The 26,173-nt window shown below is 62.0% G+C and carries 26 protein-coding genes, 1 tRNA gene and 1 pseudogene; 15 read left to right on the forward strand and 13 right to left on the reverse strand.

Annotated features, from left to right (window positions below):
- The 6 genes and pseudogenes from AC1DVN_RS16305 to AC1DVN_RS16330 form a co-directional block, all read right to left on the reverse strand.
- Positions 1-641 (reverse strand): annotated as a pseudogene (locus AC1DVN_RS16305) (hypothetical protein); the annotation flags it as partial.
- Positions 631-1,842 (reverse strand): hypothetical protein, encoded by a 1,212-nt coding sequence (locus AC1DVN_RS16310; RefSeq protein ID WP_477994042.1) that lies wholly within the window; start codon positions 1,840-1,842, stop codon positions 631-633. The gene AC1DVN_RS16310 and the pseudogene AC1DVN_RS16305, both read right to left, overlap by 11 nt.
- Positions 1,839-2,177, reverse strand: a complete 339-nt coding sequence (locus AC1DVN_RS16315) for a hypothetical protein (RefSeq protein WP_019746453.1) — start codon at positions 2,175-2,177, stop codon at positions 1,839-1,841. The genes AC1DVN_RS16310 and AC1DVN_RS16315 overlap by 4 nt, the downstream gene beginning before the upstream one ends.
- A gap of 62 nt (positions 2,178-2,239) precedes the next feature.
- Positions 2,240-2,638: a hypothetical protein gene (locus AC1DVN_RS16320; protein WP_019746452.1), complete on the reverse strand. Its 399-nt coding sequence runs from the start codon at positions 2,636-2,638 to the stop codon at positions 2,240-2,242.
- Positions 2,639-2,729: 91 nt separating this feature from the next.
- Positions 2,730-3,413 (reverse strand): MspA family porin, encoded by a 684-nt coding sequence (locus AC1DVN_RS16325; protein ID WP_477994043.1) that lies wholly within the window; start codon positions 3,411-3,413, stop codon positions 2,730-2,732.
- Between the two features lie 589 nt (positions 3,414-4,002).
- Positions 4,003-4,854 (reverse strand): glycoside hydrolase family 43 protein, encoded by an 852-nt coding sequence (locus AC1DVN_RS16330; RefSeq protein WP_223257880.1) that lies wholly within the window; start codon positions 4,852-4,854, stop codon positions 4,003-4,005.
- 252 nt (positions 4,855-5,106) lie between these two features.
- Between AC1DVN_RS16330 and AC1DVN_RS16335 the strand changes: the two genes are divergently transcribed.
- On the forward strand, positions 5,107-5,601 hold the full coding sequence (locus tag AC1DVN_RS16335; RefSeq protein WP_021332843.1) for a DUF1877 family protein: 495 nt from the start codon (positions 5,107-5,109) through the stop codon (positions 5,599-5,601).
- Between the two features lie 81 nt (positions 5,602-5,682).
- On the opposite strand, the gene AC1DVN_RS16340 is transcribed toward AC1DVN_RS16335, so the two are convergent.
- The 3 genes from AC1DVN_RS16340 to AC1DVN_RS16350 form a co-directional block, all read right to left on the reverse strand.
- Positions 5,683-5,772 (reverse strand) — tRNA-Ser (locus AC1DVN_RS16340).
- 50 nt (positions 5,773-5,822) lie between these two features.
- Positions 5,823-6,248, reverse strand: coding sequence for a MarR family winged helix-turn-helix transcriptional regulator (locus AC1DVN_RS16345; RefSeq protein ID WP_020968140.1), 426 nt, complete (start codon positions 6,246-6,248; stop codon positions 5,823-5,825).
- 128 nt (positions 6,249-6,376) lie between these two features.
- Positions 6,377-7,615 (reverse strand): lactate 2-monooxygenase, encoded by a 1,239-nt coding sequence (locus AC1DVN_RS16350; RefSeq protein WP_021332842.1) that lies wholly within the window; start codon positions 7,613-7,615, stop codon positions 6,377-6,379.
- Here AC1DVN_RS16350 and AC1DVN_RS16355 point away from each other — a divergent pair.
- Positions 7,614-8,603: an NAD(P)H-quinone oxidoreductase gene (locus AC1DVN_RS16355; protein WP_007731765.1), complete on the forward strand. Its 990-nt coding sequence runs from the start codon at positions 7,614-7,616 to the stop codon at positions 8,601-8,603. The genes AC1DVN_RS16350 and AC1DVN_RS16355 overlap by 2 nt on opposite strands.
- A 15-nt stretch (positions 8,604-8,618) precedes the next feature.
- On the opposite strand, the gene AC1DVN_RS16360 is transcribed toward AC1DVN_RS16355, so the two are convergent.
- Positions 8,619-9,821 (reverse strand): cysteine desulfurase-like protein, encoded by a 1,203-nt coding sequence (locus tag AC1DVN_RS16360; protein WP_007731767.1) that lies wholly within the window; start codon positions 9,819-9,821, stop codon positions 8,619-8,621.
- 132 nt (positions 9,822-9,953) lie between these two features.
- Between AC1DVN_RS16360 and AC1DVN_RS16365 the strand changes: the two genes are divergently transcribed.
- The 6 genes from AC1DVN_RS16365 (at position 9,954) to AC1DVN_RS16390 (ending at position 15,328) form a co-directional block, all read left to right on the forward strand.
- On the forward strand, positions 9,954-10,523 hold the full coding sequence (locus AC1DVN_RS16365) for a bacterial proteasome activator family protein (RefSeq protein WP_003943894.1): 570 nt from the start codon (positions 9,954-9,956) through the stop codon (positions 10,521-10,523).
- 64 nt (positions 10,524-10,587) lie between these two features.
- Positions 10,588-11,460, forward strand: coding sequence for a galactan export ABC transporter permease subunit Wzm/RfbD (gene wzm, locus AC1DVN_RS16370; RefSeq protein ID WP_279219754.1), 873 nt, complete (start codon positions 10,588-10,590; stop codon positions 11,458-11,460).
- A gap of 10 nt (positions 11,461-11,470) precedes the next feature.
- The gene (wzt, locus tag AC1DVN_RS16375) at positions 11,471-12,277 is read left to right on the forward strand and encodes a galactan export ABC transporter ATP-binding subunit Wzt/RfbE (RefSeq protein ID WP_020905803.1); all 807 of its coding nucleotides are present in this window, start codon (positions 11,471-11,473) and stop codon (positions 12,275-12,277) included.
- Positions 12,274-13,170, forward strand: coding sequence for a galactofuranosyltransferase GlfT1 (gene glfT1, locus AC1DVN_RS16380; RefSeq protein ID WP_019746444.1), 897 nt, complete (start codon positions 12,274-12,276; stop codon positions 13,168-13,170). The genes wzt and glfT1 overlap by 4 nt, the downstream gene beginning before the upstream one ends.
- Positions 13,171-13,368: 198 nt before the next feature.
- Positions 13,369-14,454, forward strand: a complete 1,086-nt coding sequence (gene rsgA, locus AC1DVN_RS16385; RefSeq protein WP_477994044.1) for a ribosome small subunit-dependent GTPase A — start codon at positions 13,369-13,371, stop codon at positions 14,452-14,454.
- Positions 14,455-14,500: 46 nt separating this feature from the next.
- A complete protein-coding gene (locus AC1DVN_RS16390) occupies positions 14,501-15,328 on the forward strand; it encodes a TylF/MycF/NovP-related O-methyltransferase (RefSeq protein WP_283385109.1) in 828 nt (275 codons plus the stop codon).
- 3 nt (positions 15,329-15,331) lie between these two features.
- Here AC1DVN_RS16390 and AC1DVN_RS16395 read toward each other — a convergent pair whose 3' ends face one another.
- Positions 15,332-17,185: a glycosyltransferase gene (locus AC1DVN_RS16395; protein WP_477994045.1), complete on the reverse strand. Its 1,854-nt coding sequence runs from the start codon at positions 17,183-17,185 to the stop codon at positions 15,332-15,334.
- A gap of 135 nt (positions 17,186-17,320) precedes the next feature.
- Here AC1DVN_RS16395 and AC1DVN_RS16400 point away from each other — a divergent pair, with 135 nt between their 5' ends.
- Positions 17,321-19,540: a hypothetical protein gene (locus AC1DVN_RS16400; protein ID WP_041815503.1), complete on the forward strand. Its 2,220-nt coding sequence runs from the start codon at positions 17,321-17,323 to the stop codon at positions 19,538-19,540.
- Here AC1DVN_RS16400 and AC1DVN_RS16405 read toward each other — a convergent pair.
- A complete protein-coding gene (locus AC1DVN_RS16405) occupies positions 19,495-20,175 on the reverse strand; it encodes a class I SAM-dependent methyltransferase (RefSeq protein ID WP_078377455.1) in 681 nt (226 codons plus the stop codon). The genes AC1DVN_RS16400 and AC1DVN_RS16405 overlap by 46 nt on opposite strands.
- A 108-nt stretch (positions 20,176-20,283) precedes the next feature.
- Between AC1DVN_RS16405 and AC1DVN_RS16410 the strand changes: the two genes are divergently transcribed.
- Both AC1DVN_RS16410 and AC1DVN_RS16415 read left to right on the forward strand, forming a co-directional pair.
- Positions 20,284-21,312, forward strand: a complete 1,029-nt coding sequence (locus AC1DVN_RS16410) for a glycosyltransferase (protein ID WP_223257872.1) — start codon at positions 20,284-20,286, stop codon at positions 21,310-21,312.
- A 2-nt stretch (positions 21,313-21,314) separates the two neighbouring features.
- Entirely contained in the window at positions 21,315-22,241 is a 927-nt protein-coding gene (locus tag AC1DVN_RS16415; RefSeq protein ID WP_080909277.1) for an NAD-dependent epimerase/dehydratase family protein, read from the forward strand.
- On the opposite strand, the gene rfbB is transcribed toward AC1DVN_RS16415, so the two are convergent.
- Positions 22,238-23,245, reverse strand: a complete 1,008-nt coding sequence (rfbB, locus tag AC1DVN_RS16420) for a dTDP-glucose 4,6-dehydratase (RefSeq protein ID WP_024488303.1) — start codon at positions 23,243-23,245, stop codon at positions 22,238-22,240. The genes AC1DVN_RS16415 and rfbB overlap by 4 nt on opposite strands.
- A gap of 107 nt (positions 23,246-23,352) precedes the next feature.
- Here rfbB and rfbA point away from each other — a divergent pair, with 107 nt between their 5' ends.
- The 4 genes from rfbA to AC1DVN_RS16440 are packed head-to-tail and all read left to right on the forward strand — an operon-like array spanning position 23,353 to position 26,138.
- Positions 23,353-24,228, forward strand: a complete 876-nt coding sequence (gene rfbA, locus AC1DVN_RS16425) for a glucose-1-phosphate thymidylyltransferase RfbA (RefSeq protein WP_020905793.1) — start codon at positions 23,353-23,355, stop codon at positions 24,226-24,228.
- Between the two features lies 1 nt (position 24,229).
- Positions 24,230-24,841: a dTDP-4-dehydrorhamnose 3,5-epimerase family protein gene (locus AC1DVN_RS16430; RefSeq protein ID WP_223257871.1), complete on the forward strand. Its 612-nt coding sequence runs from the start codon at positions 24,230-24,232 to the stop codon at positions 24,839-24,841.
- On the forward strand, positions 24,841-25,311 hold the full coding sequence (locus tag AC1DVN_RS16435) for a GtrA family protein (protein ID WP_020905791.1): 471 nt from the start codon (positions 24,841-24,843) through the stop codon (positions 25,309-25,311). Before AC1DVN_RS16430 ends, AC1DVN_RS16435 begins: the two co-directional genes overlap by 1 nt.
- A complete protein-coding gene (locus AC1DVN_RS16440) occupies positions 25,308-26,138 on the forward strand; it encodes a glycosyltransferase family 2 protein (RefSeq protein WP_020905790.1) in 831 nt (276 codons plus the stop codon). The genes AC1DVN_RS16435 and AC1DVN_RS16440 overlap by 4 nt, the downstream gene beginning before the upstream one ends.
- Positions 26,139-26,173: the final 35 nt, after the last annotated feature.

Genomic DNA, 26,173 nt, shown 5'->3' on the forward strand with positions numbered 1-26,173 from the left:
GCGCAGCGCAGCGGTGGGACGACGAAGCTCATGATCTCGTCGGTGTAGGGCTGATCGAAAGCGACACCGGGGTCCAGATGCTGCGCGTCGCCTATCCGAACTGGTTCGCCGGTGCTCCAATCGTACAAGGACAGTTCCGAGTTGGAATGGTCGAAAACCTGGTAGGGGCGTCCCTGCTCGTCGTAGGTGACCTGCAGGTCGTGCTCTTCTCCCTGCGCGTCGGTGTACGTCCAGCTCCACACGTTCGGCACCTTCGAAGGTGTGCCGGACCAGTTGGTTCCGTTTTCGTCCGTGAACGAGACGTCGCTGACAGCGGGTTCGGTGGTGTAGTCCTGCCCGCCGATGTTCGAAGTGATCGGCTCCTGGGTTTGATCGGCGAGTATCGCGTCGCCGACAGGGTTTCCGGTTCCTGTTTCGGTGATCGGCGGTTCGGAGACCTCGGAGTTAGGGTCACCGGACATGAGCTGGCCGAGGTCTGAATCTGCCGGGTCCGCAGGTTCGGTGGTGTAGTCCCGCCCGCCGATGTTCGAAGTGATCGGCTCCTGGGTTTGATCGGCGAGTATCGCGTCGCCGACAGGGTTTCCGGTTCCTGTTTCGGTGATCGGCGGTTCGGAGGCCTCGGAGTTAGGGTCACCGAGCATGAGCTGCTCGAGGCCTGAATCTGCCGGCTCCGGGGGGTTGGCGGCGAGGACGTTTTGTGCGTCCCTGCGTGCTTGTTCGCCCTCCGGGGTCATCGGGCCGATGAAGTTCGCCTGCGCTTCGAGCGCAGCACGTTCTTCCGGTGTCAGCTCCGGGTCGGCGAGGGATCTCGTAATGCGTCGGAACAGGAGTGCCGTTGGCGTCGTACGCCCACGGGGCATCGATTGTCGAGACCGGATTCCCGTCGGCGTCGAAGACGGTGACCGTGCCATCGGGGTTGACACTCATGTGACCGCCGGGCGGCACCGTCACCGGAATCACGGATTCGTGCGACGACGTTTCGTCGTGGATCAGGAAGAAGAACCGGCTTCCGCCGGTGATCGGATCGAACACCCGCAACGAGGACTGCCCGCCAGGTGCGTACGCAGTCAACGGCGACGCGACAGTCCCGACCGCCTGGGAGAGTACTGATTCGGGCGTGCGGGGGCTGAAAGGTCCCGGCCGCCCGCGCACTCCGATACCCGCAGCGGTGAACGCCGCGGCCCCGACGAGGACCAGTTCGAGATACCTGTCACGGCCCGAGTCCTCCCCGGTTGTGGAAACATCTGCTGCCGGATCCGGAACCGTTTGGGCCGGTGCGATATTCGAATCCGAATCCGAATCCGCGGGGATCGGTCCTGGACCGCGATCGGTGGTGGTTCCCTCACCCGGGGTGGGTGTGGGTGAGGGAACCGCTGATGCCGATGCATTGGGGAATGCACCGACACCAGTTTCCGAGGCCGGGGACTCGGAAGTAATGGGCGGAACCTCGATCGTCGGCACAGGGACGATGGGGGTGCCGTTGTAGGTGGGAAAGTTCGTCGGAGCATTGGCCCCGACATTTGGGCCACCGCCTGGAGCCTGCGCACCGGGGAGCCCGACAGTGGTCGTCGGCGCAGCTGTCGACGTCGTGGACGGCACACTCAGGCACGGGTTGATGATCTCTGGCGGGATGGGCGCACCAGGTGGCAGCGACGCAATGAGATTCAGGTAGATCTGATGATCACGTGCCCGCACCGCCGCGCAGTCTTCTTCCGGCGTCGCGTTCGCCGGAGCGGCGGAGAGTGCGATTCCCGCACCGATCACTCCGGCCGCTCCGGTCAACAGCGCCCCGGCGGCAAGCACTCCCGCGAGAGTCCGGCGAAGTCGTCTACCGGACTTCACCGGTGCGCACCACGATTGTCACTCTTCTTCGTTCGGAGTAGCGCGATGAGTTTGTCTGCGCCCCACCAGAACAACCGTCCGGAGATCGACATCCACAAGAAGAATGCCAGGTAAACCAGGATCGTCCCGTAGTCGTTCGCCCAGCCGGCGAGCTTCCCGATCACCGCGAATGCCGCGATCAGCAACCCCAGTCCGACTGCGGTGGCGATCACAGCCTTGGAAAGTGGACTGAGTTCGCTGTCCGGATCCCAGTCATCAACGTCTGCAACGTCTTTGCTGTCGACGGCAGCGGGTTCCGTTTGCACACTGCGACGTTCGGCGTTGTTGACGGTCATGGCTGGAACTCCAAACAGGAAGGGAGAGCGGGGACAACGAGTCGCCGGTACTGGGCGCGGTATCAGTTCCAGTACTGGTAGGCCAGGGTGACGTACCCGGCGTTGGCCGGGTTGTTCGGATCAGCCAGGTAGACATCGACGTAGCCACCAGCATGTGCAGCGGCTTCGCCGATCACTACGCGGTCGGGGGCGCTGAGCTTGCCATCGGGGCCGACGGTGAGCGCCGAGCCCGGTGCGAGCTCAATCCACCGCTGCGAGCCTGGAACGATGTCGGAGATGGCGTCCGGGATCGGGCTCGCCGCCAACGCCGCGGTTTCCGCATTCGAGAGCGACAGACCGATCCGACCCTGCTCAGGTTCGACGATCGGAGTTGCAGCAGATGCCACGCCGGCGCCGAGAACACCGATCAGGGCGATACCTGCGCTGAGGGTTCCGGCAGTGGCCAAGGTACGAATCTTCATGATTTCTCCTTTGTGAGCGTGATGAGTAACCACCCCGGGACGGGACGGATCAGGAATTACTCGCCAGCAGCGCCGGCGAAGTCTGCGAGGGTCAGAGCCAGGCGGGATCGGAGTACACGAACAACGTGTTGTCGGACGTCGCCGTCGACACCGACAGTTGTGCGTACGAGCGGATCGTCACCGGCCCCATGCACGCATCAACCTTCACGTGCACGTTCTCTGCCGTGATCGACGCCTTCGACGACTCGAGATCCTTCTTCCCCAACGGAATCGTCGTGATCGTGCCCGGCGCAATCGTCGACTGAATACTCGGATTCACCGACGCATTCACACCCACGTTCGCCGACGGGACACCCGAAATACTCACACCGACAGACGGGCCGAGCGAAAAACCAAGCCCCAAGCCAAGTCCGGAGGAAACATCGATCTGGCAGCCGATCTGCAATCCCTGCTCGACATAACCGGTCTTCACTGCCGAATCGCCCTGACCACCGATCGTGCCGGTCACCTTCGCCGACACGAACCCCTCACGGGTGAACGCCGTCGTCGCCAGATTCGGCACCGGGTTCGCCGACAGTTTCGTGGCGGCAAGATCCAACGACCAACCGTCATCGGTGACAGTGCTCGCGAATTTGTCCGCCAACGCCGTCGGCGTTGCCGATGCACTCCCTGTGAAGACCACACCAGACGACAGCGCGGCAACCGCACACGTCGCGAGCCCCACTGCGACCCTCGATCGACGATGGGATAGGCCGTTTTGCGATTCGAGCGACATGAACTGCTCCTCCACGTGACACAGCAACCAGAGCGGTAGCCGACAACTAACTGAATTGGTTACCGGACGGTACCAATCGTCCTGTTTGCCCGCCAGCGCGCCGACTCCGCCATCTTGGATTTAGGGTGAACTTTCGGTAACAGATATATATCGACAGGCTTATCATCAGCAAAAAGGACCTAGGTCCCACTATGAGCAAGGTCACGGTTTGAAGGTAAGAAGAACCCTCAGAAACGGTGTGGCAAACCGAACTGAACCCACGTTTCGTGGGCCTCAGGGCATTTGAAGGCCGAAAGTGCGGACATCCAGCCAGTGCACGTACTTGAATGTGCAACCAACAGGCACTACTTGGCAATCGATCGCAATCAAGACACCTGAGCGGGGCCTAGGAGCGCAACTCTGCATGGTTCACGCGGAGATGTTCACTTCGTGGTCGGCGCGAACTCGCAAGACCCACTTGCGTCGCACCGTTAGCTTGTCAATCACTGATACGTGCAGACGACGCGCAGAAGTAGTACGCATGTACGAGAAAGGGCTCTGACCAAGACCGCAGTCCTTGATCAGAGCCCTACCAACTCGGAGTCGAAAGTTATGCCGGTTCTCTCATGATGCCGAGATGCCGTGCAGTCCCGGACACCCCAGGAACCTCTTGCACAGGCGACCAGGTATTCAGCCCGTCCGTGCTGTCGGAGTAGAGATACTTACCTTCGGTATAGGCGTCGAGATAGATCCGCCAGTCGCCGCTCGGCAACTGAACTACGGCCGGACCTTCGACAAGCGAACCCCAATTCCCTGGCGGGACAAACGAATAAGGTCCCGTCACCGAAGGAGCGACCGCATGCTCGACGACCTTCTTCGTCTCGTTCTTGGTGAACGCATGATAGGTCGATCCGACTTTGACCACGGTGGTGTCGATGTGGTCCGCACCGATCCCGGCGAGCGGAACAGGCGGGCTCCACAACCGGAGCGACGGTTCCAACGCCGTCATCAGATACGGCACAAATCCTCCACCGGTCGACATCGACAGGATGACGTTGACACGATCGCCGTCCACAAACCATTCAGGCGCCCAGGCCTTGGTAACGAATGGTGACAGCGACGGTCCGTCGCTGAAACCGGCCGAACCCGAGAAGCCCGGCGGGCTCGCAGAACCGGTGCCATCTCCCGTTCCAGGCATCAACGCGCAGCAAAACGGAACCGGATAGTTCCCCAGCGGTGTCCAATTGATGCGGTCGCTGCTGCGTGCGAAACCGATGTTCGCCCCACCACCCGTCGTGTAGGTGAGGTAGTACAGCCCGTCCGTGTTCCGGAAGATGCTCGGATCACGCACGAGCCCAGACGGCGGCCTGTACGCCGACTGCTGGACGAGCTGAAAGCCGGTGCCGTCGGCCGACTCGTAGACATCCATGTCACGGTCGCTGGCGTTGCTGAACGCCACCATTGTGTATTTCCAGTCAGGCGGCGGCGCGGCGCTGCTGGCAGGGGCTGCGACCAGCAACCCCGCGACGACGAGGATCACCAGCGATACAGCAGAAAGGCCGGTCCGTTTTGTCGGAATCACCGATGCAGTATGTATGACAGCTAGCGCACGATGGGTAGCTTCGGCGGTAGGTAGAGCAGGATCGTTACCTAAGTCGATTCGCCTTGTAGTGAGGACGGGGACGCCGGCAAGGTCAGCCGTTAGCATCACGCCATGGAACTTGGGGTGCATTTCGCGCTGTCAGACAGCGTGGCAGCGGAACTTCTGGACGCACGCGGCGACGACGACAAACTCGGCGCAGTGGTCGAGGACATCGAGGAGACGGGCCGATCCGAGTTCTCGTGCGACACGGACAAGGCGTGGGATCCGATCCTGTGCGCCCTCTCCAGCACGGGGTACGAGCGCGTGTCCGAGAACTGGCCGGCCTACGGCGTGATCTTGGGGGACGACGACCTCAACACCGACACCGACGACCAACTCGTCACCTACCTGGCACCCGATCGGGTCGCCGAAGTCTCCTCGTACCTGGCGGAAATCACCGAATCCGAGTTCGGCGTGCGCTACGACGCGATGCCGCTCGACGACCGCAACCCCGAGTACGGTCCCGACGAGCGCCGGTACGCCTGGGGTTGGTTGCAGGAAGTGGCGGACTTTTTCCAGCGCGCGGCCCGAGAGAATCACCACGTGGTGTTCACCGTGCGGTTCTGACGCCCACTACCCAAGCAGTGTGACTCCGAAAACAGTAAAGGCTCTGACCTGGACCGAAGTCCGAGGTCAGAGCCTTTGCTTTGGCGGAAGCGGAGGGATTTGAACCCCCGGTGGGTTTAACGCCACGCTCGCTTTCAAGGCGAGTGCATTCGGCCGCTCTGCCACGCTTCCGTGGGCGATCCTATCGGGTGTTCCCGCGGACCGCGAAAACGGCTCCGACGTCAGCGCTCGCCGATGGCTTTGTCGACCTTCTCGAAGACGTCTGCCAGCACGTCCAGTTCCTGGGGAGTCAGCAGATCGACCAGATTGTTCCGAACCCCGGCCACGTGAGTAGGTGCCGCCTCGGCGAGGCGACGCCTACCCTCTTCCGTGATCCGCGCGAGCACGCCGCGACCATCTTCGACGCAAGTGTCGCGCACGACGATGCCCTGAGATTCCATCCGCCTGATCTGGTGCGTCAGGCGGCTACGCGAAGACAACACGCCGTCTGCCAGGTCACTCATCCGCAACGACCCGTCAGCTGACTCCGAGAGCATGACCAGAATGCGGTAATCAGCCAACGACAGGTCGTGTGAATCCTGCAGTTCGCGGTTGAGAACCTCCATGAGGCGCTGATTGCCGTCCATGTAGCCGCGCCATGCACGCATCTCGCACGGCGTCAGCCACGGTGTCTCACCGTGCGCCGCCTGCGATGTCTCCTCGGTTGTCGCTTCAGCTGTCACAGGTTCCAAGTTTAGACCTGTGTCCGCCCGTCACAGTAAGACTCACCCTAAAGTCACGAATTGGACATCAGGATCGAACGGTCGATTTCGGCGACCGATGCCAGGCCCGCCAGCCCCATCGTCAGATCCAGGTCGGCCAGGAGACTTCGGAGCGCATGACGCACTCCGTCAGCTCCGGCCAATCCCAATCCGTACGCCCACGGTCGCCCATACAGCACTGCATCGGCACCCAAGGCCAGAGCCTTGATTACGTCTGCGCCACAACGAATTCCGGAGTCCATCAGGATGTCCACCTCATGCCCCACCGCATCAGCGACGGGACCGAGAGCGTCGAGCGCCGAAATCGACCCGTCGACCTGACGCCCACCATGGTTGCTCACGACAATGCCGGTGGCGCCGGCCGCGACGGCCTCACGTGCGTCGTCGGGATGGACAATTCCCTTCACCGCGATCGGAAGTGTCGTCCACTGGCGAAGTTTCGCGATATCCGCGATCCGCACCGCGTGATTGCCGAACAACGACACCCACGTCAGAACCGCGATCTGCAGGGCTTCTGCACTCTCCTCGGGAGGTGTGGCCAGTTTTGCGCGGAACACCGGATCCGACAGATAGTTGGCAATACCCTTCGCCTGCAGGAAGGGGAGGTGACCGAGTTCGAGATCCCTTGGACGCCAACCCATACCGGGAGTGTCGGCAGTCAGGACGATAGCCTTCGCGCCCGCCGTCTCCGCCCGACGGACAAACGACTCGGCAAGCTCGTCGTCGGCCGGCCAGTACAGCTGGTACCACCAGTTATCGCCGGAGGCCGCCGCTACATCTTCGATGGTCGAGGACGCCGCCGTCGAGAGAATCGATCCGATCCCCAACTCGGCAGTGACCGAACCGACCGCAACCTCGGCGTCGTCGTGGACCAAGCCGAGCACGCCCACCGGAGCCGTCAGGATCGGTGCAGCCAACCGCGTCCCCAACACCTCGACGCTCAGATCGCGCGCGTCGGGCGCCGCAGTCCCCCGCAACATCCGCGGCACGATCGCGTGCTTGTCGAACGCCCGCAGATTCGACACCGCGGTCCGTTCGGTCGACGCGCTACCGGCGATGTACCCGAAAGCCTCTGGTGAGAGTTGCTCGCGCGCGGCATCTTCCAAGCCCGCCGCAGTCATCGGCAAAGCCGGCTTCGCGCCGCTCAGTCCCGTCAGATAGATCTCGTTCTGCATGTTCCCGAAGTAAGTCACGTCCGCGACGGTAGCGGCAAAACACCCGTCAGCGGGGAGATTCGCTAGCGTCGTATCCATGTACGCCATAACGATCGATCAGCCCGGCGGTCCCGAGGTCATGAAATGGGCGCAGCAGCCCGATCCTGAACTACCTCGCGGGCACGTACTCGTCGAGGTCGCCGCGACCGCAGTCAACCGCGCCGACCTGCTCCAACGTCAAGGCTTCTACCCGCCGCCGCCCGGCGCGAGTGACATTCTCGGCCTCGAATGCTCGGGTGTGATCACCGAACTCGGCGAAGACGTCACCGGTTGGTCCGTCGGCGACGAAGTCTGCGCATTGCTGGCCGGCGGTGGCTATGCCGAGAAGGTTGCGGTCCCGGCAACACAACTTCTCCCCGTTCCCGCGGGCGTCGATCTCCGTGTCGCAGCGTCTCTGCCGGAAGTTGCGTGCACGGTGTGGTCGAACGTCGTGATGCGCGGCGGCCTACGACGCGGACAGGTACTACTCGTCCATGGCGGTGGCGGCGGAATCGGCACCCACGCCATCCAGGTCGGCAAAGCCCTCGGCGCCCGCGTCGCAGTTACCGCGGGTTCGGAGGACAAATTGAACCGCTGCCGCGAATTGGGCGCGGATATTCTCATCAACTATCGCGACAGCGACTTCGTAGCATCACTCGCCGAAGCCACCGACAACCACGGCGCCGATGTGGTTCTGGACAACATGGGAGCGTCGTACCTCGGGCGCAACGTCGACGCACTCGCCATGGACGGCCACGTCGTGATCATCGGAATGCAGGGTGGTCGCAAGGGCGAGGTCGACATCGCCAAGCTGATGGGAAAGCGCGGAAACATCACGTCGACGGGCCTGCGCGGGCGTCCGCTCACCGGCCCAGGCGGTAAAGCGGACATCGTCGCCGACGTCCGTGCGAAGTTGTGGCCGTTGATCGCCGATGGATCGGTTCAACCGATCGTGTCGACCGAACTTCCGATCACCGAGGCGCCATTAGCCCATCAGTTGCTGGATTCGCCGGAAACCGTAGGCAAGGTCATCCTCACCGTGAAGTGAGCCGAGCGGGATCGATCAGCCCAGGGCGCCGAGTTCGGCGACCAGCTGATTGATCTCGTACCGCGTCGTGTACGGCGCAAGGCCGACGGTGACCGCGCCGCCTTCGTCGTTGACGCCGAGTGCGTCGAGCAGCCTGGAACCACCATGCGTACCGCTGACCGTTGCGATGCGCTTGTCGGCCAGGTGCGCGGCGACCTTGTCTGCCGCCATCCCCTCGAGCGTGAAGCTGAGCGTAGGCACCCGCGTGGGTGCGCCGCCGATCACCATCACGTTGGGCAGGGCTGCGAGAGAACGCATGAGGTGATCGAACAGACCGTCCTGATAGTCCTGCAGCGAGCTGATCGAGGTTTCGAGGCGCTCACGCCTGGTTCCCGTTGCCGATTCGTCCAAGCCCGCCAGGAAATCGATCGACGACGTGAGACCGGACAGCAGCGCGAACTGATGACCGCCCACCTCGAGTCGCTCGGCACCACGCGCGTACGGGTTGAGCGACACGGCCGGAATTCGGTCGAGCAGTCCGGGATCGCGGAAGACGAGTGCGCCCACCTGTGGACCGCCCCACGACGGCGCGCTGACGGCAACGATGTCCGCCCCGAGATCAGCCATGTCCACATGCGCATATGGCGCTGCACCGACGGCGTCGACCACCATCAGTCCGCCGAATTCGTGCAGACGATCAGCTGCGGCACGGACGTTCGGAGCCGAACCGACGACCGGCGATGCGGCCGTCAAGGCCACCAAGCGAGTGGTCGAGGTGATGAGATCGTTGAACTGCCAACTCGGGAGCTCACACGTTTCAATTTCGACCTCTGCCCATCGAACCTGGGCGCCGTAGCGACTGGCCACACGAAGCCAGGGCGCGACGTTGGCCTCTTCGTCGAGGCGCGAGAGCACGAGACCGGTTCCGAGGCCCAACCGCGAACTCAGCGACTCGGCGAGCCAAGCCAACAACACCGCTCGGTCTGATCCGAGAACGACTCCCGCAGGATCTCCGCCGACCAGATCGGCGACCGCGGTGCGCGCACTCTCGAGAATGGCAGCACTACGACGGTTCGAGACGTGGCGACCGGAGGAAGAAGACGCAGAGGCACGGAACGCGGTGGAGACCGTCCGCGAGACGGCGTCCGGGATCTGCATTCCGGCCTGCGGATCGAGGTGGATCCAGCCGTCACCGAGTGAGGGAATCAACCCCCGTACGCGGGCAACGTCGTAAGCCATGCTCGACACTCTAGGTGCAGACGCCCGCTTAGTCGAAGGCAGTCACCCAATTACCCGTCAGTACAGTTATTCGATAGCTAACTTTTTGGGGGTTACGCGGCGTTTGTCGCCCACACACGACAAGATGGAAGCATGACGAACCCCGACAAAGAGCAGGTACTCGTTATCGGACCCGACGGTCGACCCGTCGCGATGCCGGCGGCCGAGGCAGAGGCCTCCACCTCCGGCACCACCGAAGGCGCGGAATCCGAAGCCGAGTCCGTCGCCGAGATGGTCGAGCAGCCGGCCAAGGTCATGCGAATCGGCACGATGATCAAACAACTCTTGGAAGAAGTGCGCGCCGCACCGCTCGACGACGCCAGCCGCAAGCGCCTCAAGGACATCCACACCTCGTCCATCCGAGAACTGGAACAGGGCCTGGCACCCGAACTCCGTGAAGAACTCGAGCGACTCAGCCTCCCGTTCACCGACGACTCCATTCCCTCCGACGCCGAACTGCGAATCGCGCAGGCCCAACTCGTCGGCTGGCTCGAAGGACTGTTCCACGGAATTCAAACCGCACTGTTCGCCCAGCAGATGGCAGCGCGCGCTCAGCTCGAACAAATGCGTCAGGGCGCACTGCCTCCCGGCATGAGCATCGGGGCTCCGCATTCGCCTGCGCATCCGGACCAACAGAGCCCAGGAACCGGCCAGTATCTGTAACCCGGACCACCGCTAGGTCCGAGGGAAATCCGGCGCCGACGCCAGGCCGGTAGGCTCGACCTCCGTGTCAGCATCCGCAATCGAATCCGAGACGCCGGGCGCACCTGCGCCCGTGTCCGACTCCCAGACGTTCCGTCGTGCGTTCAAAGACCTTCGCGACGGTCTGAATCAGCGTGAGTTGTGGCTCAGCCTCGGCTGGCAGGACATCAAACAGCGCTACCGCCGGTCGGTGATCGGTCCGTTCTGGATCACGATCGCCACCGGCGTCCAGGCCACCGCCATCGGCATTCTGTACGCGGCCCTGTTGGACATGCCACTCCAGGAGTTCCTGCCGTATGTGACGGTGGGCCTGATCGTCTGGAACCTCATCAATGCCTCGATCATCGAAGGCTCCGAAGTCTTTGTCGCCAACGAAGGCCTGATCAAACAGCTGCCATCAGCCTTGAGCGTGCACATCTATCGACTGGTGTGGCGGCAGATGTTGTTCTTCGCACACAACCTGCTGATCTACGTGATCATGGTGATCGCGTTCGGGGTCTGGCGGAACCTGAGTTGGGCGTCGTTGGCTGCGATCCCGGCGTTGGGACTGATCGTGCTCAACGCACTGTGGGTCTCGATCGTGTTCGGAATCTTCGCCACTCGATACCGTGACATCGCACCGATTCTGTCTTCGCTGACGCTGCTGCTTTTCGTGCTGACACCGATCATGTGGACAACACAAAGCCTCGAGGCTCAGGGCGGCGCGGTCCGAGATCGTGCAAAGATCGCCGAACTCAATCCGCTGTTCCACTACCTGGACATCGTCCGCGCGCCGATGATCGGGCAGCCGCAAGAGCTTTACCACTGGTACATCGTCATCACGATCACGGTGGTCGGCTGGGCCGTCGCATTGCTGGCGCTTCGCAAATACCGGGCCCGCGTGCCCTACTGGGTTTAGGGACATCGCAATGACCGAACATGTGAACATCTCAACGCACAACGCCTGCGTCGACTTCCCGATCTTCGACGCGAAGTCCCGGTCGATGAAGAAGGCATTCCTCGGCAAAGCGGGTGGCGCCATCGGCCGCAACAGTTCCGACGTTGTGGTCGTGGAAGCCCTGAAAGACATCACGATGACGCTCAAAGAGGGCGACCGTGTAGGGCTGGTCGGCCACAACGGCGCCGGAAAGTCCACCCTGCTGCGCTTGCTCTCCGGGATCTACGAACCCACCCGGGGATCCGCCACCATTCGCGGACGCGTCGCACCTGTTTTCGACCTCGGAGTCGGCATGGATCCCGAGATCTCCGGCTACGAGAACATCATCATCCGCGGCCTGTTCCTCGGTCAGACCCGCAAGCAGATGCTCGCGAAGATGGATGAAATCGCAGACTTCACCGAACTCGGCGACTATCTCGACATGCCATTGCGCACGTACTCCACCGGCATGCGCGTGCGCATCGCTATGGGCGTGGTCACCAGTATCGATCCCGAGATCCTGCTACTCGACGAAGGCATCGGTGCCGTCGACGCCGAATTCATGAAGAAGGCCAGAGTTCGGCTGCAAAAGCTGGTGGAACGCTCCGGCATCCTGGTATTCGCCAGCCACTCCAACGAATTCCTCGCTCAGCTGTGCAACAGCGCGATGTGGATCGACCACGGCCAGATCCGCATGCAGGGTGACATCGAGGATGTCGTGCGCGCCTACGAAGGCGACGACGCCGCCGAACACGTGCGCCACGTCATCAAGGAGATGGAACGGGAGAACACCCTGTGAGCGCACCCGAGAAAATCATCGGGGTTGTCGTCACGCACAAGCGTCGTGAACTGCTGGCCGAATCCTTGAAGGTCCTCAGCACCCAGTCGCGGCCGCTCGATCACCTGGTTGTCGTCGACAACGCCGACGAAGCCGATGTGAAAGAGCTCGTCGACAACGCTCCACTGCCGACGAGTTACATCGGTTCTCAGCACAACCTCGGCGGTGCCGGAGGATTTGCTCTGGGCATTCTCTACGCACTTTCGCTCGGCGCCGACCGCGTCTGGCTCGCCGACGACGACGGGCGTCCGGAGGGCCCCGAGGTCCTGGAAACCCTGCTCGACTGTGCAATTCGGAACGACCTGGCCGAGGTCTCCCCCGTCGTCTGCGACATCGACAACCCAGACCGCCTCGCGTTCCCCTTGCGCCGCGGCACGTCGTGGCGCCGGTTGCGTTCCGAACTCGGCGACGAGGATCTCCTGCCAGGCATCGCGTCCCTCTTCAACGGTGCACTGTTCACCGCCGATGCGATCGATGCTGTCGGAGTTCCGGATCTACGCCTGTTCGTCCGCGGCGACGAGGTCGAGGTACATCGTCGCCTCGTGCGCTCCGGCCTGAAGTTCGGTACCTGCCTGCAAACTGCTTACGTCCACCCCAACGGCGCGGACGAGTTCAAGCCGATTCTCGGCGGACGTATGCACACGCAGTACCCCGACAACGACACGAAGCGCTACTTCACGTACCGCAACCGTGGATACATCCTCGCCCAACCGGGAATGCGGAAACTGCTTCCGCAGGAATGGGTTCGGTTCGGCTGGTACTTCCTGATCACCCGCCGCGATCCGGCCGGACTGCGCGAGTGGATGCGACTGCGCAAGCTCGGCCGGGAAGAGAAGTTCGAACGCCCGAGTTAAGTCAGTCGTCCTGAGTTGAAGCAGTTGCCCCAATATCTTTTAAATCAGTTGCACAGTCGCGTCTGCGGCTGAGACGATTCTGATCCGACGCATGGTGCGTCCTGAGAATTACGAGGAGTGAGTATTGATGACTGTCGTGTTCCGCAGTTTCAGCGCCGTCAACGTTCACACTTCTTCGTACTCGAGGACACAATCACCATGCCGGAAAACAACACGCTCCTGACCGAATACGGTTGGAACGCAACACTCTCGAACACATTCACTACCCTGGCCCCACCGGACTCCGCACCCGGGCGCGTTCTTCGCGTCGACCGCGGCCGGTGCGACGTGGCCGTCACCGAAGGCACAGTTCGCGCACTCACCGGCAGTGATCCGCTCGCTACCAGCCAACTGTGCACGGGTGACTGGGTGGCCGTCGCCGAGGTACTGAACTCACGCGAACCCGAGATGCACACGGTCACTTCAATACTCCCCCGATCGAGCAGCATCGTTCGATCCTCGGCGTCCGGAAAATCGGAAGGCCAGATTCTGGCTGCGAACGTCGACACCGTCTTCATCGCCACGGCTTCGGACGGCGACGTCGATCTCGGGCGCATCGAGCGACTACTCTCACTCGCCTGGGAAAGTGGCGCAACCCCTGTCGTCGCACTCACCAAATCGGATGCAGCTCAATATATCTCCGACACTCTAGCTGAGGTCTCTGCCATTGCGCCCGGCGCAACAGTGCTGGCCGTCAGTGCCGAGACCAACGAAGGAATGGATGTACTCGATGCAGTTCTGGACGGCACCGTGGCGATACTCGGTCCATCCGGCGCCGGTAAGTCGACGCTCGCGAACGCACTCCTCGCGGACACCACAGGCGCCGATCGACTCGAGACCGGCCGCGTTCGAATCGGCGATGGAAAGGGACGCCACACCACAGTCACGAGAGAACTGATCCCCTTCTCCGGCGCCCGGACGTTGATCGACACACCCGGCCTGCGAGGGGTTGGCATGTGGAATGCGGCGGAGGGAATCGACAAGACGTTCCCCGAGATCGAGGAACTGATTGCAGAGTGCCGGTTCTCCGATTGCGCACACAACTCCGAGCCGGGATGCGCAGTCCTGACCGCACTCGGGCGCGGCGATCTGGACGAGCGGAGACTTGCGAGCTACCGGAAACTACAGCGAGAGAACGCGTGGAACGCCGCCCGAAGCAATGCTCGGCTGCAGGCAGAGAGGACGCGGGAGATCAAGGTGATCTCCCGCCATCTCAAGAGTCACTACCGTGGTCGGGACCGGTAGCGAAGAAAGCCTGGCAGCATGGGGGTGATCCCGACGAGAGGTTGCCATGTTCGAGCGGTTCCGTTCCAGCGCCAGGACCAAGCTTCAGCGCGCGGTATCCGAGGTGGTCGAGGCCGCCGACCGGCAAAACGCAGATCGCACGCAGCAGATCCTCGACGCGCTGGCACTCTCACGTGACGAACTGGCCGGAGCCCGCGCTGACATCGCGGGCCTCCGGTCCAGGATCGACGAGCTGGAATTTCGTCAGCGGCGGGATCTGGCCTACGCCGTGGACCTCGAAGCGACGGCATCGACCGCCGAGTTCATCCTCGAACACCTTCGAGTCACCGACACATTCGGCCACCCACACGACACGCTGCGCCATGCACTGGGCCAGATCGAAATACCCGGCATGGCACTCGAATTCGGTGTTGCCAGCGGAACCACGCTCAGGATCATCACGGAGGCATTCACCGAACGCGAGGGAACCGTCGCGGGTTTCGACGTGTTCTCCGGCCTTCCGGAAACGTGGCGGACCGGGTTCCCGGTTGGCGAGTTCGCTCAGGAATCCATCCCCGAAGTACCTGGAGCGCAACTTGTTCCAGGCCTGTTCGAGGACACCTTGCCCTCGTTCCTGAACGACAAATCCGGCCCCGTTGCGTTCCTGCACCTCGACGCCGACCTCTACTCGTCCACCAAGACGGTGCTCGATCTCCTCGGCGACCGACTCGTACCCGGATCAATTGTCGTCTTCGACGAGTTCTTCAACTATCCCGGATGGCAGCAGCACGAATACCGGGCGTGGACGGAGTTCGTCACACGCACCGGCATCTCGTTCGAATACCTCGGCTACACCGTCGACAACGAGCAGGTCATCGTCGAGATCACCAGCTGAGAATCACTTCTCGTACAGACGTGTCCAGTTCTCTCGACTCGTGAGTTCCGGCATCGCAGCGCGGTACTTCGCCGACACGGCAGGTGCTTCCTTCTGGAATCGACGCAGTAGCTTCACCGTTCGGGTCAAGAGAGCACGCGCCGTAGCCTTGTCTCGCTGCCGGATACGTACCCCCGACTGCGAAGCATCGGTGACGACTACATGGTCGAACTGCGAGATGTGCCACCAGTGCGCATCCTCGCGCGGAATATTGACCAAACCGCCACGGGTGCGCCCCAGCCACTGATTCAACCCACGTTTGGCCAGAATCACTCGCATCAGGCTCGGTTCACCACCGGCACGCTCGGTGTGGAGTTCGTTCGAGGCGATCGGGGCAGTAGCCGCATCGTGTTTGATCGTCTCGGCATACTGCGCTCGGCCGGCACGGATGCTTGCCATGGCCTCGATGCCGCCGTCCCGCAACGCTTCCGGACCGTCGAGATAATCCTCGATGCCCTTCAACGTCGTGAAGGCAAGGCCGTATTGCATTCCGACGAGGAATTCGGAGATCTGGCGGAAGAACTGACGTGAAAGTCCCTTGGTGTCGAGATCGCTGTGCAAAGACCCGACGACGAGGGAGTTACGCGTACTGAAGTAGCGGGCCCAGTCGTCGAAGTCCTTCCAATAGAAATCGGCATGCCACACAGCGGCGTTGGGCAACGTGACGGTGACAAACCCTGCTTTCCGGGCCCTGATTCCGTACTCCACGTCATCCCACTGAAAGAAGATCGGAACGGGTAACCCGATGGCTTCGACAACTTCGGCGGGGATCAGGCACGTCCACCAGGCGTTGTATCCCGCATCGACTCGACGCTCTTGACGCTTCTTGAGCATGCTCGTGTTGATGAGAGCCTTGGGCACTCGTTGCCCGTGATGGAGAGTCTTCAGATCTACGTCTTCGGCACCGACATTGAGGAAATCGGGATTGAGCAGATACATCATCTGCGCACCCACCAATGTCGGTTCCACCGTCATATTCGCAAAAGCGTTGAGGCGCAACACTGTTTCTGGTTCACAGAGAATATCGTCGTCCATCAGGATGACGTCGGCGAGATCTGCCCCCTCGGATGTAGCCTCGAAAAGCCCACGTGAAAAACCGCCCGCTCCGCCGAGATTCGGCTGCTGCAGATATTTCAGCTTCTCACCGAGCTTGTCTGCCGCCTCGACGAAGCGCGCCCGATCTTTCACCAGGTCGTTACCTTGATCGACGACGTACACGGAGCTGACGAGGTCACGCACAGTGGCATCGGAAGCCAGTGCAGCAACAGTCTCGGCACAATCGTCGGCCCGATTGAAGGTGCAGATCGCCACCGAGACCGGGCGAACCGTCTCCGGAGCGGCCACGGTCCATTCCAAGTGGTCGATCGTCATCGGAGCGTCGACAGAATCCACCTCGAGCCAGAGGGCGCCGCCGTCGACGAACTTGTCCAACGATGTGGTCAACGTGACCTCTGAGGACCCCGATCCGTCGCGGGTCTCGAGAATACGGCGATGCCCGGCGATATCCGAAGCAACCATCCGGACGCGGAACCGACCCTCGCTCTCGATCCGCAGCGAAGCCTCGACCTCTGTGACAGTCGTCCACCGCTGCCAGTAGCTGGCAGCGAAACGCCCGAAATAGGTGTTGGTGCTGATACGTGCGCCCTTGTCCAGAGCGACTCGGTGCCGGGTCCGCTCACCGGAGCCCTTCCGGAACTCGACGTACAGGTCGTCGTTGACTATCGGCGACATTCCGACGAACACGCCGCGCTGGACCACCAAACGGCGAGCCATGACCTGCCCGTTCTCCGGCACCCCCACCTTTACCTGCTCGGGCATATGACTCCTACGTGAATCTTGAAAAAGCTGTACCTGTCACTCGCAGGGTATCCGAGGTGGAATTACCCCCGAAACTCGAAAACACAGCCTCGGCTACTGTCTCTGGTGCATCCACCCGTGCGACCTGGAGATCCCTTGACACTCGAACTACCCGCTCCCACCCGTCGGGAACGCTGGAGCTGGGGCGCTGTGATCCCAGCAGTCGTGTGCCTCGCATTCTTCGCGATCGTCACGGTGGACCCTCGCTACTTCTATGTCGACGACACCGAATCCGGTGCGGTCGGCAACTGGGTTCAGCTGGGCCATCTGATGCGAGAGGGACAATTCCCCTCGCTGGTTCTGGATCAGTGGATGGCTGGAAACTATCCGGTCGAGGGTCAGGGTGGGCTGTGGAACCCGGTCCAGATCTTCATCAACTACATCGCACCGTCCGTCGACAATCTCGCTTTGCTGGCCACGCTGGTGAAGTTGGCATTCGCGATCATCCTCGGATGGGGCGTCTATCGAGTCTGCCTCGAATACGGCGCGCGCCCCTACTGGGCGGCCGTCGCCGGAAGCGCAGTGCCCTTTGCCGGGTTCACCCTGTACTTCGAGTACCCGTCGTGGGTTACGTCGGTGATCGGAATGGCCTGGGTGGTGCAGGCGTGGGCCAGCGGAATTCGCTATGCCCGCGGCCGGTCGGGGCCGATACCCGTCTTCGTCTTCCTCTATCTCGCGATCAGCGTCGGATACGTCCATGCGGCATTGATGGCCGGAGTGACCGTCGGGGCACTGATGGTGGGCGAATACGTCCGCAGTCCGCAGTGGCGGACAACAGTGAAGCTCGGACTGGTCGGCGTCTCGGCCGCAGCCTGCGGCGCGATCACCTTTCTTCCCGGTCTGCTCTCCTCGGCCGTCACATGGCGCACCGGCGAAGAAGGTACGTTCAACGACAATTTCCTGACGGCACCGTGGTCGGAAACACTGACGGCGAGTATTCCGTCGTCCGTCTCGAGCATCGAGTCCTGGACGGGCGAAACCACCTACGCACCGATCACCTACATCGCCTGGTTCGCGATACCGGCACTGGCATTCATCGGCTGGCGGAAAGCACAGGGTTCGCTGCGAGAGTTGGTGACCCCGCTGCTGCTGTTGGCCTTCATTCTGCTGTTCACCGCGGGCCCCAGCGACATCGGCCAGATTCGGTGGCCGGCACGACTACTTCCCTTCGTCGCGGTGTTCTCCCTGGTACTACTCGGTGTGCTGCTGAGCCGATTCGGGACTTTGGACAAACTGCGATCACGCGTCATCGCTGCATCGTTGATCGTGTTCGTCTTGATGATTCGTGCCAGTTCTTCGGGTCCGCAGTACTTCATCCGACATCTCACCTGGGCTGTCGTGATCATCGCCGTCGGAGCACTCGCCATCTACCTCGGTCGTAGATACGGCGCCCCGGCGATCGCAGGTCTACTGATTCTCACCATCGCTCCGGTGACTCTGTATCAAGTGATCGCGTATCCCCAGGCGCTGAACAAGTGGTACCTGCCGACCAGCCAATCCGAAGCCAAGGCGAACTTTCCGGATTTCCCGGGCACGACCCTTCAGCTCGGCAATCGCGCGCTGATCCGAATCGACGCCGAAACAACAGAACTCCCGTGGACTTCGCAGGTGTACGGAAACTACGCCAAGGTGCTCGATCTCGACTACGTCAACGCGTACACCCCGGTCGGCCACGCGGACTTCGCTTCGCTTCTGTGTATGGGATTCGACGGGTCGACGTGCGACGACGCCTACCGAAACGTGTTCAGGCCGGATGAATACACCGGTCGAACCAGCGCAGACCTGATGCTGCTCGACCGCGTCGTCCTTCAACGGAAGCAGTACCCGGGCGCTGACAACGAACCCGCCCCACCCGGGTGGCACTGGGCAGAAGTGCCCGAGGTCGCCCAGGACCAGATCTACATCCTCGAACGCGACGCCGGCCCGATCTCCGGTCAACCGGGCCGTGTGTCGGCAACTGTCAATGCCGACGCACAGTCCGAGTACATGAGCGTCAAGAACGAGCGTGTGCGAGTCAGCTCACCGGGCGGTGGCAGCGTGGTATTCGCACGGTTGGCATGGCCGGGCTACACCGCGACCCTCGACGGCGAACCCATCCCGACCAAGGGCCTTGGCGGAACGTACCTCTACGTCGATCTGCCGCCTGGCACCGACAACGCGGAACTGGTGATCAACTTCCGTTCCCCAGGACAGAGGATCGGCTATGTCGGTATGGGCTTCGGGCTCGTTATCCTTGCCGGCCTCTCCGTGATCTACTACCGCGACAGGCGTCAGAGCCGGGACGGGACCTCCGCGATCACCACAGACTCGTTGTAGATGAACGGCTTTCCCATCCACCGCGGAAACGGGAACGACAGCGAGCGCCTGACTACAAGACCGTTGTCCGCACAGATCTTTTCGAGGTCGACGCCGTCGAGGAAGACGGTATGCGTGGGATCGCTGGCGAAGCCACGTTCCTGAGGGCAGATCAGCATGACGGTCGCACCCGGTTCCAGGAATGGAAGGTACTCGGCGACGATGCCGGAAGCTTCTCCCGCCGGCAGGTGCTCGAGGAGATGCGCCATCAGCATTCCGTCGAAGGTTCGCTGATCGCTTTCGGAGTGAAATTCCGCAGAAGAGTACGCCTCGAACCCGAGCGATCGACAGAACTCCACCGAATGTTCGTTGTGGTCCACCCCGACACTGCCAGGGGGAAGATTTCGCAGATTTCGGCCGATCCCGCAGCCGACGTCGAGCACCTTCCGGCCGCCGAGGAAACGTCGGATATTCCACTGATACGGCGCTTGCACGTTCAGAACGCGCTTCCATTTGGCGCCTTGAAGCTCACGCAACCGAGCCGTGTACTCGGTGTCGGTGGTATCACCGCTACCCGTATCGGCTCTCCCAGGAAGGCCTGTGTTCTCGCGATTGTTCTCGCGTCGATCGTTGGTGTGATCTTCGAACTCGGCCACTGGAGACTCACTTTCGTCGAGTGATCCGGATCATAACTTCACGATTCTCCGACATGTACGCCCCCACACCGAGAAGCCGACCCCCGGCGACGTATACACTCCCCGCCTGTGAAGACCGATGGCACACCCGAGTCGGTGCAACCGCACCGAATTTCCGTCGTCGTGCCGGTTTACCAGGGCGAACACACTCTCAATGCACTCATCGACGAGATACTTCCCCTGACGAAAACCCAGACCACTCCCGGCGGGCGGCCGTTGGTCGTCGAAGAAGTCCTTCTCGTCTTCGACCACGGTCCGGACGGATCAGCTGCGGTCATCCGTGAACTCGCGAGACAACATGACTTCATCCGACCCATCTGGCTCTCGCGCAACTTCGGCCAACATCCGGCAACACTGGCGGGAATGGCGTCGAGTGGTGGCGAATGGGTTGTCACCATGGATGAAGACGGCCAGCACGACCCGGCCGACATCGGTGGACTCCTCGACACTGCACTGGATCAACAGGCCACCCTCGTCTACGCGCAGCCCGTGAACGCGGCACCCCACGGTGCGCTACGCAACGCGGCGTCGAAGTCGTCGAAATGGTTGACCACCAAAATTCTCTCGTCCGAGAACTCCGTGAAGTATCAGAGCTTCCGACTGGTCCTCGGAGAGGTCGGACGGTCGGTCGCCGCATACGCCGGATCCGAGGCGTACCTCGACGTGGCTCTGGGCTGGATCGCGGGAGAGGTCACCACCAGCCCGGTTCAACTGCGTGAGGAACGCGGACGCGCATCCGGATATCACCTCAGAAGCTTGCTGTCGCATTTCTGGCGAATGGTTCTCTCCAGCGGCACCAAGGGCCTGCGAATGGTCAGCTTGATCGGCTTCCTGTTCGCTGTCGGCGGTCTCGTCATCGTCCTCTACGTGTTGGCGTCGTACGTGTTCTTCGACGCCGGCGTCGAGGTGCGGGGATGGGCGTCGACGATGATCGTGATGCTGTTCGGTTTCGGGGCAGTGCTCTTCTCGTTGGGTGTGATCGCCGAATACATCGGTGTCGCAGTCAAGACGGCAATGGGAAAGCCGCCGTACCTCATCGTCAGCGACCCCGCGTCAGGCCCGTTGGGGCGCCGGAACGCCACCGAGCCACCCGCGTAACAATGAATGTCCCCACGTGGGTAGTCGGCAGCGGCGGCCTCCTCGGCAGCTCCGTGGCCCGCGAACTCGAGCGCCGTGGGGCCGACATCCGCACCAGCCGCGTCCCGTGGGGCGAACCCGCTCTGGCCAGAGAAATCCTGTTCGCCGATGCCAGGAAACTGGTTACTGACGCCGCCGGCGGCCCGTGGCGAATGGCGTGGTGCGCCGGTGCAGGTGTGAACGGTACGAGCAGTGACGAATTCGCTCGCGAGAACCAACTCATGAAGGACGTTCTCGACGAGCTGGGGACGGCGGACGCAGGCGTCGGGACCGTCTTCCACGCTTCGTCTGCCGGCGGCGTCTACGCCGGAGCTCCCGGAGCACCGCACACCGAAACAAGCGCGACCAATCCACTGGCCGACTACGGGCGAGCAAAGCTCGATGCCGAATCCATTGTTCGCGAATTCGGCGCCAGAAGCGGAACCCGCACTGTCATAGGAAGATTCGCAAATCTCTACGGCCCGGGTCAGAATCTGGCGAAACCCCAAGGCCTGATTTCGCACCTCTGCCGAGGCTATCTGCTGTCGATGCCCATTTCGATCTACGTTCCCATGGACACGCTTCGGGACTACGTCTACGTCTCCGACGCGGCCGAAATGGTGGTCGACAGCTTCACCCGAGCGGAAGCGTCGCAGGAACCGACGGTCACCAAGATCTACGCGTCCGGACGCAGCGTCACCATCGGAGCGATCCTCGGCGCGTGCCACACCGTCTTCAGAAAACGCCCCAACGTTGTGCTCGCCAGTTCTCCACTCGCTTCGGCGCAAGCCCGAGACCTACGGCTGCGATCGATCGTGTGGACTGATCTGGACCAGCGCACACATCGCCCGTTGCCTGCCGGGATAGCGTCGACCCTCGACTCCATCCGCCGCAATCTGGCTGCACGCTAGGAAGTGGTCTTCTCGCCGGCTGCCACGTATGCCTGCTCGGTCGCGTCCTTCTGCGGACGCCACCACTGTTCGTTGTCGCGGTACCAGTCGATCGTCGCTTCCAGACCACTGCGGAAGTCCTCGTAGCGCGGGGACCAGCCAAGTTCTTTCCGGAGCAGACTCGAGTCGATCGCGTACCTCACGTCGTGCCCCGGGCGGTCGGTGACAAAATCGAACTCGTCGGCGCCACGGCCCAATATCTGCAGAATCGACTCCATGACAGTTCGGTTGTTCACCTCACCGTCAGCGCCGATCAAGTAGGTCTGACCGATCCGGCCACCGTCGATGATCGCCCAGACCGCGCTGTTGTGATCGTCGACATGAATCCAGTCACGGACGTTCAAACCGTCGCCGTACAACTTGGGACGCAATCCGGCGAGAACATTGGTGATCTGCCGCGGGATGAACTTCTCGACATGTTGATAAGGGCCGTAATTGTTCGAGCAGTTCGACAGGGTGGCCCGGACGCCGAACGAACGGGTCCACGCGCGCACCAACATGTCGCTCGATGCCTTCGTCGACGAGTAGGGGCTCGACGGGTTGTACGCGGTCGACTCCGTGAAACGGTCCGGATCGCCCAGTTCGAGGTCTCCGTACACCTCGTCGGTGGAAATGTGGTGATACCTGACGTCGTGCTTGCGCACAGCCTGCAGGAGCGTGAAGGTTCCCACGATGTTGGTCTGCACGAACGGCCACGGATCAGCGAGCGAATTGTCGTTGTGGGACTCGGCAGCAAAATGAACGACGACGTCGGCAGCGCCCACCAGTTCGTCGACGAGAACTGCGTCGGTGATGTCGCCGTGAACAAACGTGATGCGGTCGGCTATCGAATCGAGCGAAGACTTGTTGCCCGCGTAGGTCAGCGCATCGAGCACCGTGACCTCGGCGTCGGGGCGCTCTGCCACCGTCTGATGGACGAAATTGGCGCCGATGAAGCCTGCACCGCCAGTCACGAGAACTCTCACGTTTGCGCCTCCACGATCACCGAATCGAACCGATCTATCTACCGGCCACGCACGATACCGTGCGCCCGAGATTTGTTTCTCCAGCGAACACTGGAACACTTCGAGGCATGCGCGGAATCATTCTGGCGGGCGGCACGGGGTCGAGGTTGCACCCCATCACGCTCGGCGTGAGCAAACAGCTGGTCCCCGTCTACGACAAACCGATGATCTATTACCCACTCAGCACCCTGATGCTGGCCGGGATTCGCGACATCATGATCATCACCACAGAAGACGACGCACCGCAGTTCCAGCGGTTGCTCGGCGACGGCTCGCAGTTCGGCGTCGACCTGACCTACCAGATCCAGCACGAGCCGAATGGTCTCGCACAAGCCTTCGTACTCGGAGCCGGCCACATCGGTTCGGAATCCGCGGCCCTGGTCCTCGGCGACAACATTTTCTACGGCCCAGGTCTGGGCAGTAAGCTCACGCGTTTCGAGAACATCGACGGTGGCGCCGTATTCGCGTACTGGGTTTCGGACCCCACGGCTTACGGAGTCATCGAGTTCGACCGCGAAGGCAAAGCCGTCTCGCTCGAGGAGAAGCCGGCGAATCCGCGCTCCAACTATTCGGTGCCTGGCCTTTATTTCTACGACAACGACGTTGTCGCCATCGCCAAGGACCTCGAACCATCGGCACGCGGCGAGTACGAGATCACCGACGTCAACCGTGCGTACCTCGAAGCTGGTCGCCTCCAGGTCGAAGTACTTCCTCGCGGCACCGCGTGGCTCGACACCGGAACTTTCGATTCGCTTCTCGACGCATCGAACTACGTGCGCACGATCGAGGAGCGTCAGGGACTCAAGATCGGCGCGCCCGAAGAAGTTGCGTGGCGGCACGGATTCATCACCGACGACGAGCTACGCATTCGTGCTGAGAAGCTCCTCAAATCCGGATACGGAAAATACCTTCTCGAACTTCTCGACCGCGGCAAGGACTGGTGACATGGCAGATACTCACGTGATGAGCCAGTATCGCGAACTGAAAGTGCCAGGGGCCTGGGAATTCACACCCAAGCAGTTCGGCGACGACCGCGGAGTCTTCCTCGAGTGGTTCCGTGAACCCGGATTCTCCGAGATCACCGGCCGCACCCTCGACCTTCAGCAGGCCAATTGCTCGGTCTCGGCTGCCGGCGTCCTACGAGGCATCCATTTTGCCGACGTCCCTCCCGGACAGGCCAAGTACGTCACGTGTGTCAAAGGCGCGATACTCGACATCGCCGTCGACCTTCGCGTGGGATCGCCGACCTTCGGCCAGTGGGATTCGGTCCTTCTCGACGACGTCGACCGCAGAGCGATCTTTCTGTCCGAAGGGCTCGGGCACGCCTTCCTGTCCCTCGAGGACAACTCGACAGTGGTTTACCTGTGCTCGACGGGATACGCCCCCGAACGTGAGCACGAAGTTCACCCCCTCGATCCCGACATAGCGATCGACTGGCCCACCGTGGGTCGCAGCGGTGAGCCCCTGAACATCACGCTCTCCGCGAAGGACACAGCGGCACCGTCGCTTCAAGATGCCGTGTCGGCAGGGCTGCTGCCCACGTTCGGCGAAGGCTGATGGCTTCACCGGATTCGACTGCAACACCCCCCGCCGGAATGACCGGCAGGCCGGGTCCGTTGATGCGCGTCGTCAAGAATCAGGCCCTTGCCTTTCTGCTCGTCGGTGGCGTCAACACGGCGCTCGGAACCGCCTGGTTCATTGCCTGGCAGATCGCGCTCGGCGATCAATTCGGCTACCACTTCGCGATCGTTGCCGGGTACGTCTGCAACCTGCTGTGCGCTTTTGCGATGTACCGCTACCTGGTCTTCGAAGTTCGCGGTCACTTCCTCCGTGACTTCTGGCGATTCGTCGTCGTCAATTTCGGAGCCTTCGTGATCAACCTCGCGCTGATGACCGTCGCGGTCTCGGTCCTGCACTTTCCTCCCATCCCGTCACAACTCGTCATCACTGCGGTAACCGCAACAGCAAGCTTCTTCGGTTACCGCGATTTCTCGTTCAGTCGAAACAAGAGAACAGGCAACTCATGACTCCGCGTGTTTCCGTCGTCGTCCCGGCTTACAACAATGCCGACTACATTGCCGAGACGATCGACTCGATCCTGAATCAGACCTACCAGGACTTCGAACTGATCATCTCGGATCATTCGTCGACCGACGACACCGTCAAGGTCCTGGCGCGATACGCCGACGATCCGCGGATCGAGATCCTGTCGACCGAGGCCGGCGGCGGAGCGAAGCGAAACTGGGACCGGGTCAGCGAAGCCGCGAACGGAGAGCTCCTGAAACTGGTGTGCGGTGACGACACCATCTACCCCGAGTGCCTGGCGGAACAGGTCGCGGCTTTCGACGAGCACCCCTCGGTGGTACTCGTGGCCTCGCAACGCAAACTGGTCGATGCAAACGGAAAGACCATCCTCTCCGCGCGCGGACTTGCAGGGCTGAAGGGACGGGTCACCGGGCGCGACGCGGCCCGAAAGACGGTAACGGCGGGAGCGAACATCTTCGGCGAGCCCGGATGTGTACTCATGAAGCGATCCGCCTTGAAGGCCATCGGATGGTGGGACGACACCAACCCGTACGTCATCGACGAAGCCACGTACACCGCCGTCGCACTCCAAGGCGACGTCTATGCGATCGCCAAGCCCCTCGCGTCCTTCCGCGTCAACGCCGGACAGTGGAGTGTGCGTCTGGCCAAGGATCAGGCACGCCAGGCAGCGGCATTCCACAAAGATCTCCGGGAATCGGATCCGACTCTCGTCTCCGCAATGGACGTCCGAATCGGCGACGCACGCGCACTCGCCACCTCGTTCATGCGTCGCGGCGTCTACATGCTGTTGCGCCATCGCATGTCTTGATCGTTGCCGGTTGGGTAATCTTCACCTTTCACACT

The sequence above is a fragment of the Rhodococcus sp. P4_E4 genome (genome assembly GCF_056401575.1).